This is a genomic window from Vibrio sp. 779(2023), from assembly GCF_033344285.1.
GTDB classification, from domain to species: domain Bacteria; phylum Pseudomonadota; class Gammaproteobacteria; order Enterobacterales; family Vibrionaceae; genus Vibrio; species Vibrio alginolyticus.
The window spans coordinates 22987-32798 of the sequence record NZ_JAWPOM010000032.1 but is presented as its reverse complement, the minus strand read 5'-3'; the positions used below and the strand labels follow the sequence as shown (position 1 = coordinate 32798).

Genomic DNA, 9812 nt, shown 5'->3' with positions numbered 1-9812 from the left:
CTCTATTTCAATACCATGTTTGATATCGCTTTATACGAACCAGAAATCGCGCCGAACACCGGCAACATCATTCGACTATGCGCCAACTGCGGTGCAAACCTTCACTTAATTGAACCTCTGGGTTTCGATCTTGAAGAGAAAAAAGTCCGCCGCGCTGGTTTGGATTACCATGATTTAGCTCGCGTAACGCGTCATAAAAACTATCAAGCGTTCTTAGAATATTTAGAGAAAGAGAAGCAAGGTAACTACCGATTGTTTGCCTGCACCACCAAAACCACAGGTCACCACGTTGATGCACAATACCAAACGGGTGATGTTTTGATGTTTGGTCCAGAAACTCGTGGTTTGCCTGCTGAAATCATCGATAGCTTGCCAATGGAGCAGCGTATTCGCATTCCAATGATGCCAGATGCGCGCAGCCTAAACCTTTCGAATGCCGTTGCGATCATTGCTTTTGAAGCATGGCGTCAAATGGGCTTTGAAGGCGCATTTTAAGCGACACGAATTCCAAATACAGAAAAGGGCGCTTGGTGCGCCCTTTTGTTTTCTTTACTGTCTAACTCAATCAGTTGAGCTTGTTGCGATCATCATCGTCTTTACGCTCGTATTCCCCTTCGAAGGTCTTGCCATTATCTGACTGGGAATCAAATGGGTCACGACGGAACGGGTCTTGCTCAAATGGCCCCTGGTTAGAGAAACCACCTTGGAAGCCACCGCCATGCATGGTTTTCACCACCATTTTGCTCATCAAGTATTTAGCTATCGCGGCGCGTGGCGCAGGAAGCAACACCAACATACCAAGGGCATCGGTCATAAAGCCCGGGGTTAACAGTAGCACGCCAGCCACCGCTAGCATTACGCCTTCAAAAATTTGCTGGGCTGGAATTTCACCTTGTTCAAGACGCCCCTGTACTGACATCAGTGTTTGTATACCTTGGCTACGAACCAACGATGCACCAACAAATGCCGTGATTAAGACTAGTGCAATGGTCGGCCATAAACCTAAAAAGCCGCCCACCTGAATAAATAAGCCGATTTCAATGATCGGAACAAAAATAAACGCTAATAATAAGATAGGAAACACACGCCCTCCTTTGTTTAATTCAGTGTAATGGTAAAAGCAGACTAAGCTCAAACGAATCGTTGTAAAAAAGCGTGTTCATACTGGTCTCCTTCTCTTTAAGACAAAGTAGCAGGAGCACGTTTCATTCAATTGCATACCGATTTTTTCGTGCTTTTAAAGTGCTAATTTCGAACTCTAAAAACTCATGTTTGTCGAGGAAAATCGAGTACCTATAAAGGGTTATTAATAACCCGTTCATACTTTGCAAATTATTGACTCATGAAAAACGAAAAAGGTGATCTAGTTACTATTTTTATGCGCTAGGTGCAGTATCATGTGCCACATAAGTCAGGACGGATTTTCCAGCCAAAAATTCTGATGAATGGATTCTAGATTGCAGAAATGGCTAATAAATAACTTTATTATCAGAATTATCATCTAAGGATCCTGCTATGGCTACCCTATCTGATGCTCCAAAAACAGCAAACCCAGCCACTCGTATTGAAGAAGATCTATTAGGTCAACGTCATGTCCCTGCAGATGCGTACTACGGTATTCATACGCTACGTGCGATCGAGAACTTCAACATCTCTAATATGACCATCTCTGACGTACCAGAATTTGTACGCGGCATGGTAATGACCAAAAAAGCCGCAGCGTTAGCAAACAAAGAACTTGGCGCTATTCCAAAAGACGTTGCAAACTACATCATCGAAGCGTGTGATTTGATCCTAGAAACTGGCAAGTGTATGGATCAGTTCCCATCAGACGTATTCCAAGGCGGTGCAGGCACTTCAGTTAACATGAACACGAACGAAGTGATCGCAAACGTTGCGCTTGAGTTGATGGGTAAAGAGAAAGGCCAATACGAATTTGTTAACCCAAATGACCATGTAAACAAGAGCCAATCAACCAACTGTGCGTACCCAACAGGTTTCCGTATTGCGGTATACAACAGCGTACACAAGCTAATGGAAGCAATTGAGTACCTAAAAGGCGCATTCGAACTTAAAGCCGTTGAGTTTAAAGATGTACTGAAAATGGGCCGTACTCAGCTTCAAGACGCAGTACCAATGACAGTAGGTCAAGAGTTCCATGCGTGGGCGGTAACACTAAACGAAGAGATTCGTGCTCTAGATTACACATCTAAACTCCTCCTAGAAATCAACCTAGGCGCAACCGCAATCGGTACTGGTCTAAATACACCAACTGGCTACCAAGCGCTTGCAGTAAAACACCTAGCGGAAGTAACAGGCCTTGACGTTGTTGCAGCAGAAGACCTTATCGAAGCAACGTCTGACTGTGGTGCATACGTAATGACTCACGGCGCGCTAAAACGCCTAGCAGTGAAACTATCGAAGATCTGTAACGACCTTCGTCTACTTTCTTCTGGTCCTCGTGCGGGTCTAAATGAATTGAACCTACCTGAAATGCAAGCAGGCTCTTCAATCATGCCAGCTAAAGTAAACCCAGTTATCCCAGAAGTAGTAAACCAAGTTTGCTTCAAAGTTCTCGGTAACGACAACACGGTTTCTTTCGCAGCAGAAGGCGGTCAGCTACAGCTAAACGTAATGGAACCTGTGATCGCACAAAGTGTGTTTGAGTCTATCTCTCTACTACACAACGCGTGTGTGAACCTACGCGATAAATGTATCGACGGCATCACTGTGAACAAAGAAGTTTGCGAAAACTACGTTTACAACTCTATCGGTATCGTCACTTACCTAAACCCATACATCGGCCACCACGAAGGTGACATCGTAGGTAAGATTTGTGCAGAAACTGGTAAGAGTGTTCGTGAAGTCGTGCTAGAGCGCGGTCTGCTTACAGCAGAGGAGCTTGATGAAATCTTGTCAGTAGAAAACTTCATGCATCCTACTTACAAAGCAAAACGTTACGAGTAATAACGAATCCGAAGGGGGCCACTCAGGCCCCTTTTTTAGGCTCTCATACGGTTAACCACATTTTTTATATGCTTTTATTGCCGCTAAGCCACTAGGTTCTCATTCTCTGAGCATTTACTCCTGTTCCTGAGTGTTCAAAAAATCAGAATCAAATAAAAAACTAAAGAGGTATCAATATGGTCATGGTCGAACTCTTCGTGGTTCTGCTCTTCATCTATTTGGGGGCAAGAATCGGTGGTATCGGCATTGGTTTTGCCGGTGGTGCTGGGGTCATTGCGTTGTCTTTGATCTTGGGCGTACCAACAAGCCAAGCTTACATTCCCGTTGACGTAATTTTGATCATCATGTCTGTAATCACCGCTATCGCAGCAATGCAAGTAGCTGGTGGTTTAGACTGGATGGTGCAAGTTGCTGAAAACTTTTTGCGCAAGCATCCTGAGCGCATCACCTTTTATGCGCCTATCGTAACTTACCTAATGACATTAATGGCGGGTACTGGCCACACGGCATTCTCTACTTTGCCAGTGATTGCAGAAGTAGCGAAAGGCCAAGGCGTGCGCCCTTCTCGTCCACTGTCTATCGCGGTCGTAGCATCGCAAATCGCTATCACCGCATCACCAATCTCAGCGGCTGTTGTAGCGTTCGCGGCAATGCTGCACCCATTTGGCGTTGACTACCTAACACTACTAGCAATCTGTATCCCAACGACGTTCATCGCGTGCATGATCGGTGCGTTCGTGGCGAACTTCATGGGCTGTGAGCTAAAAGACGATGCTGAATACCAAGAGCGTCTAGAAAAAGGCTTAATCAAGCTAAATACAGAAGCAAAACGCGAAATCCTACCAACAGCGAAGAAAGCAACCTTCATCTTCCTAGGCGCAATCGCATTTGTCGTGTGTTACGCAGCAGCAATTTCTGGCTCTGTGGGTCTTATCGAGAACCCTGCTCTAGGCCGTAACGAAGCTATCATGACGGTAATGCTAGCAGCTGCGGCAGCTATCGTAATGAGCTGTAAAATCGATGCTGGCAAAATCCCAGCCGCAGCAACATTCCGCTCTGGTATGACAGCGTGTGTGTGTGTTCTTGGTGTGGCATGGCTAGGTTCTACGTTCGTTAACGCGCACGTTGACGGCATCAAAGAAGTTGCGGGTGCGCTACTAGCAGACTACCCATGGATGCTAGCACTCGTTCTATTCTTCGCTTCAATGCTGCTTTACTCACAAGGTGCAACCACTGTTGCGCTGATGCCAGCAGCACTAGCAATCGGTGTCGCACCACTTACCGCAGTTGCATCTTTCGCAGCAGTAAGTGCGCTATTCGTGCTGCCAACTTACCCAACGCTTCTAGCAGCGGTTGAGATGGACGACACGGGTTCAACTCGTATCGGTAAGTACGTATTCAACCACCCATTCTTTGTACCTGGTGTGGTAACCATCGCTTCTGCGGTAGCACTTGGCTTCGCATTCGGTGGTCTACTGATCTAGTAGAAACAGAGTCTTACTCGGGGAGCTTCGGCTCCCTTTTTTATTGCCTGTTGTCTTGATTTATGCTCAATAAATCTTCATTTTCATGAAACTTATTGACTCGCCTCCGGGTCTGATTGAGTTACACTAACGGCAATTATCTAAGATGAATTGACTCTTTTATGCGCGCATTACTTTCCGTTTTACTCTTAGGGCTCATTACCTTTTCCACTCCGTCTTTAGCTTTATTTGGTAAAGACCAGTTTAACAATAGCCAGAACAACAGTTTTGGTAGCAGCAGCGACAGCTTTGTTCCGGTTGATCAGGCGTTTCCATTTAACTTCTACCAGCAAGATGACAAATTGATGCTCGATTGGCAGGTACGTGACGGGTACTACCTATATCAAGAGCGCTTGTCTGTAGCTGGTGAAAAAGTATCGCTAGGCGAACTGCAAATGGAAGACGGCACACCGCATAAAGATGAATTCTTTGGTGACGTGCATATCTATACTCAACCTCTCTTCGTTAATGTACCAATGCATGATTGGCAAGACGGTGCGCGCGTGGTGGTGCAATACCAAGGTTGTGCGAAAGCAGGCTTCTGTTACCCGCCAGAAACTCGCGTGATTCCTATCAGCGCGTTTACTTCGTCGAACTCAGATTCAACAACGGCGACAACTGCATCAAAAGCAGAACAGGCACCAACAGCAACGCCACCAGCGGCGCAATCATCTACGTCTGGTGACACATCATCGGCGCCAGTAACACAGCAAGATAGCCTTGCAGCCAACCTTGCTGATAACTGGTGGACACCACTTCTGTTCTTAGCGCTTGGTGTGGGCTTGGCGTTTACACCTTGTGTGCTGCCGATGTACCCAATTCTGACCAGCATAGTGCTTGGCAGTGGCAAACTAAGCCAACGCCGTGCGCTAGGCTTGTCATTCGTCTACGTGCAAGGCATGGCGCTGACTTACACACTACTCGGCCTTGTGGTGGCATCTGCAGGTATGCAGTTCCAAGCGGCAATGCAACACCCTTATGTGCTGATTGGCTTGAGCGTACTGTTCATCGCACTCGCTTTGTCTATGTTTGGTCTGTACTCATTACAGCTACCAAGCAGCGTTCAAACATGGTTGAATAACTTAAGTAATAAGCAACAGGGTGGCAGCAGTGCAGGCGTATTCGCCATGGGGGCGATTTCTGGACTGGTGTGCTCACCATGTACCACGGCACCTCTGTCTGGTGCGCTACTTTACGTGGCACAAAGCGGCGATTTGCTTACCGGTGGTATCGCGTTATACGCGCTGGCGATGGGCATGGGTATTCCGCTGATTCTTGTTGCGGTCTTCGGCAACAAACTGCTACCAAAAGCAGGTGGTTGGATGGACCGAGTGAAAACACTCTTCGGCTTTATTCTGCTTGCCGCACCTATCTTCTTACTAGAACGCATCATGCCAGAAATGTGGTCAACGATTCTGTGGTCAGCACTGGGTATTGCTGCTTTTGGTTGGCTATACCACATCAAAAACAGTCTAGAGTTTGGTGGCTGGAAACAAAGTGCCGTGGGCATAATCGCCGTCTTAGGTTTGCTAGCCTCAGCACAACCTATCTTAAATTACTGGTTTGGCAACAGCACAACACAAATTCAGCAAGCCACTGTTAGCTTTACTCGCATTGCTAACGTGGCGGATCTTGAAGAACAACTGGCACTTGCGAAAGCGGCAGGTAAACCCGTCATGCTCGATTTCTACGCCGATTGGTGTGTAGCATGTAAAGAGTTTGAAAAGTACACCTTCCATGACCCAAGCGTCGAAGCCAAACTGCAAGACTTCATTCTTCTGCAAGCGGACGTGACCAAAAACCAAGTGCAAGACATCGAACTACTGAAGCACATGAGTGTGCTTGGTTTACCAACAATTGAGTTTTGGGATGCCAGTGGTGAACACGTTTCAAACGCTCGTTTGACTGGCTTTATGCAAGCCGAGCCTTTCTTAGAGCATATCAAGCAGTTCTGATAACCAGATATTCAAACGCCAGTGATGTCCACTGGCGTTTTTTATTGCTCAGATTTGAATAAGAACATTGCGTTTATATGCAATTTTCCTAATAAAAGTCGATTTGGTTCAGACTTTTAGCGAATAAATATTGTCCACTCTCTCAAAGCTGGACAATAATAAATTTAACGAAATAGTCAAAAGTGTTTAACGTCATGGATTCAACCTACACCATCATTATTGCAGATGATCACCCACTCTTCCGGAATGCCTTGTTTCAATCTATCCACATGGCTATTAGTGGTGCAAATTTGCTGGAAGCGGACTCACTCGACGCACTTCTGGCTTTGTTAGAACGAGAGGAAGAGCCAGATTTAGTGCTATTGGATCTCAAAATGCCAGGAGCAAATGGTATGTCTGGCTTGATTCATTTGCGAGCAGAGCATCCAGATTTACCTATCGTCGTCGTTTCAGCGAGTGAAGAGCCGGCGATCGTGACGCAGGTGAAAAGCCATGGTGCATTTGGTTTTATTCCCAAGTCCAGCGACATGCGCGAATTAGTGAACGCGCTCAATCAAGTGCTGAATGGCGACCCATACTTCCCTGAAGGGTTGATCACCAATAACGCGGCATGTAATGACTTAGCGGAAAAGATTGCTGCGCTAACACCGCAGCAATATAAAGTGTTGGGAATGTTGTCCGATGGCTTGCTGAACAAGCAAATCGCTTACGAATTGAATGTTTCAGAAGCCACCATAAAAGCGCACATGACAGCGATTTTCCGTAAGCTCGGCGTAAAGAACCGCACGCAAGCCGTTATCATGCTGACGGAAATGAGCGACTAGATTGACGTCTTATCGTCAGACTTACTTTTTTCGTTTGGCAATCGGATACCGACTTTAGTGACCTGCTGATCAACAACATCAGCGACGATCCAATGCAAACCTTGCCACTCGAAATGGTCTCCCAATACTGGCGTGCTACCTAATTGCTCTTCGACAAGGTTTCTCAAACTTTTATCCAGCGGTTCATCCCCCAGATTCAAACCATACATCACGGCAATATCGGCAAGCTTCACTTCAATATCGAGGAAGAAGTCACCGAAGAATCGCGCTAGCGACGCTTTCTCTGGGGCTTCACTAAACAGTAAGCTCAGTGCATCTAAATCCTTTTCTTGTGCTAATACACACAAGGTATCATCTTCCTCAAGACGCGTACTGCCGGATGGGTGCAATAGCTCTTTACTGCGGAATACAGCGGCGATACGCGTTCCTTCCGGCATCGAAAGACTACGTAATGGCTCACCAATGCACCATTTATCTGCTTTAAGTCTATAGATAAACAGCTCCCACTCACTGGTCGGGTAAATCTCTACCCCCGTACGCGAAATTGGCTCAGGCTTCGAAGGTAGCTCGACCTTTGCAAGAGACATCGCCTTAGTCAACGTGCCCCCTTGTACTATCAAAGACACCATTACTACAAAGAATGCCAAATTGAAGTACAGTTGAGCATCTGGCAACCCTGCCATCATCGGAAATACCGCGAGGATGATAGGTACAGCACCACGCAATCCTACCCAAGAGACAAACCACTTTTCACGTGGCGTGAAACTCTTGAATGGCAGTAAACCAATCCAAACTGAGATTGGTCGGGCAAACAAAATCATCCCGAAAGCAAGCGCAAGACCTGGCAACGCAATAGAGAGTAAATTGGATGGTGTAACCAACAAACCAAGCACCAAGAACATACCAATTTGAGCTAGCCACGTCATACCATCTAAAACATGAAGAATAGAGTGGCGGCTGCGTGTTGGACGGTTACCTAATAAAAGACCAACAAGGTAAATCGACAAAATACCACTGCCACCCAAAGTGTTAGATAAAGCGAAAATAAGCAAGCCACCACTGACCGTTAAAATAGAATACAGCCCATCTGGTAATTGATTGCGATTGATAACTTTCCATAAGATCCAGCCACCAGCGAAGCCAAGTAACGCGCCAATACCAAACTGCTTAAGAAAACTGAACGCCAAAAAGCCCGCACTTAAATCTGCGCCAGGGTTCGCTAAAATAGCAATCAGAGTTACGGTCAGAAACACCGCCATTGGGTCATTGGTACCGGATTCAATTTCCAGCGTTGAACCAACACGTTCGTTCAGGCTACGACCTTTGAGTAGAGAGAAGACCGCGGCAGCATCGGTGGAACCAACAATCGCACCAACCAATATGCCTTGCAATAAATCTAAGTCGAATAACCACGTTGCCATCAGCCCGGTCAAAATGGTGGTGATCGCAACGCCAAATGTCGCCAAAGAGACCGAGGGCCATAACGCAACCCTAAAGCTGGCGACCCGCGTTCTCATCCCACCATCAAGCAAAATGATGGCTAATGCGAGGTTACTAACCAAATAAGCGATGGAAAAGTTATCGAATAAAATGCCGCCTAAGCCATCTTCCCCCGCCAGCATTCCAACGGCTAAAAATACCAAAAGAATTGGGATTCCCAACTTAGAAGACACTGGGCTTAAAAGAACGCTAAGTGCGATTAACAACGCACCTATTAGAAAAAAACTGTTAATGGTGTCTGCGTCCATTCTCACCCTCCCTTAATGAAAAACGATAATAATTGTGATGAGCAAGGCTACTTCGTTAATGAGGTAATGCCCTAATCTGCCTCCCCTTTACACCGTCTCAAAATGCGAGGTTGTACGAGAATGACTCAGTTATATTACTTTATTGTGCGTTAAAACGGTGATTTGATGCGAAAACTTTATGTAAATAAATTACTTGTGAGCTTTCTTATCTACGCCTTCTCTCTTTAAGAGCCACAAGATCACCACCAATACTTACACAGCATCTCCAAGTTCAATGAAGAAAAGATTAATGGCCCGTCTTAATCATGCCTGTTTATCCAATCAACCTTTAGACCTTTGGCTAACTTAACAGTTTATTAACATAACGTTTTACCCCTTTGTTCGCTGCAAAAGCCCATAATATGAGGGTTCTTCATTTTTAACACCCCGACTAAAGTTGAAAAGAGTTATTGCCAACACCTTGCTAATGTACATATTGAAACATTTCATTAACAACAATACCAATCGTAAGGAGACGGCAATGGCATTTGAAAGCGAAGAAAGAGCCAAAGCCTATTGGGACAAAAACGTGAAGCTCATGATCGGCCTAATGGTCATCTGGTTCGTCGTGTCTTTCGGCTGCGGCATTTTATTTGTCGACGTACTAAATCAATTTCAACTAGGCGGTTACAAACTCGGTTTCTGGTTTGCTCAACAAGGCTCCATCTATGCGTTCCTAGGAATTATTTTCTATTACGCATGGAAGATGCGCCAAATTGACCGTGAATTCGGCGTGGACGAATAAGGAGTCACTCA

At 45.8% G+C, this 9812-nt stretch carries 8 protein-coding genes; 6 read left to right on the top strand and 2 right to left on the bottom strand.

Going from position 1 to position 9812, the window contains the following annotated elements:
- Nucleotides 1–15: 15 nt before the first annotated feature.
- A complete protein-coding gene (gene trmL / locus R8O70_RS23470) occupies nucleotides 16–495 on the top strand; it encodes a tRNA (uridine(34)/cytosine(34)/5-carboxymethylaminomethyluridine(34)-2'-O)-methyltransferase TrmL (RefSeq protein ID WP_258625445.1) in 480 nt (159 codons plus the stop codon).
- A gap of 70 nt (nucleotides 496–565) precedes the next feature.
- Here trmL and R8O70_RS23465 read toward each other — a convergent pair whose 3' ends face one another.
- A complete protein-coding gene (locus R8O70_RS23465) occupies nucleotides 566–1084 on the bottom strand; it encodes an FxsA family protein (RefSeq protein WP_005386383.1) in 519 nt (172 codons plus the stop codon).
- A 431-nt stretch (nucleotides 1085–1515) separates the two neighbouring features.
- Between R8O70_RS23465 and aspA the strand changes: the two genes are divergently transcribed.
- The 4 genes from aspA to R8O70_RS23445 all read left to right on the top strand — a co-directional run bounded on the left by aspA (nucleotide 1516) and on the right by R8O70_RS23445 (nucleotide 7269).
- Nucleotides 1516–2967 (top strand): aspartate ammonia-lyase, encoded by a 1452-nt coding sequence (gene aspA / locus R8O70_RS23460; protein ID WP_005382379.1) that lies wholly within the window; start codon nucleotides 1516–1518, stop codon nucleotides 2965–2967.
- Between the two features lie 176 nt (nucleotides 2968–3143).
- Complete coding sequence (locus tag R8O70_RS23455) at nucleotides 3144–4451, top strand: anaerobic C4-dicarboxylate transporter (protein WP_005382378.1); 1308 nt, start codon at nucleotides 3144–3146, stop codon at nucleotides 4449–4451.
- Between the two features lie 161 nt (nucleotides 4452–4612).
- Nucleotides 4613–6445 (top strand): protein-disulfide reductase DsbD, encoded by a 1833-nt coding sequence (locus R8O70_RS23450; RefSeq protein ID WP_258625436.1) that lies wholly within the window; start codon nucleotides 4613–4615, stop codon nucleotides 6443–6445.
- Between the two features lie 194 nt (nucleotides 6446–6639).
- Complete coding sequence (locus R8O70_RS23445) at nucleotides 6640–7269, top strand: response regulator (RefSeq protein ID WP_005382375.1); 630 nt, start codon at nucleotides 6640–6642, stop codon at nucleotides 7267–7269.
- On the opposite strand, the gene R8O70_RS23440 is transcribed toward R8O70_RS23445, so the two are convergent.
- Nucleotides 7266–9017, bottom strand: coding sequence for a potassium/proton antiporter (locus R8O70_RS23440; RefSeq protein ID WP_005382374.1), 1752 nt, complete (start codon nucleotides 9015–9017; stop codon nucleotides 7266–7268). The two genes, R8O70_RS23445 and R8O70_RS23440, sit on opposite strands and share 4 nt — an antisense overlap.
- Nucleotides 9018–9537: 520 nt before the next feature.
- On the opposite strand from R8O70_RS23440, the gene R8O70_RS23435 reads away from it, so the two are divergent.
- The gene (locus R8O70_RS23435) at nucleotides 9538–9801 is read left to right on the top strand and encodes a DUF4212 domain-containing protein (protein WP_005382373.1); all 264 of its coding nucleotides are present in this window, start codon (nucleotides 9538–9540) and stop codon (nucleotides 9799–9801) included.
- The last annotated feature ends 11 nt before the right edge of the window (nucleotides 9802–9812 follow it).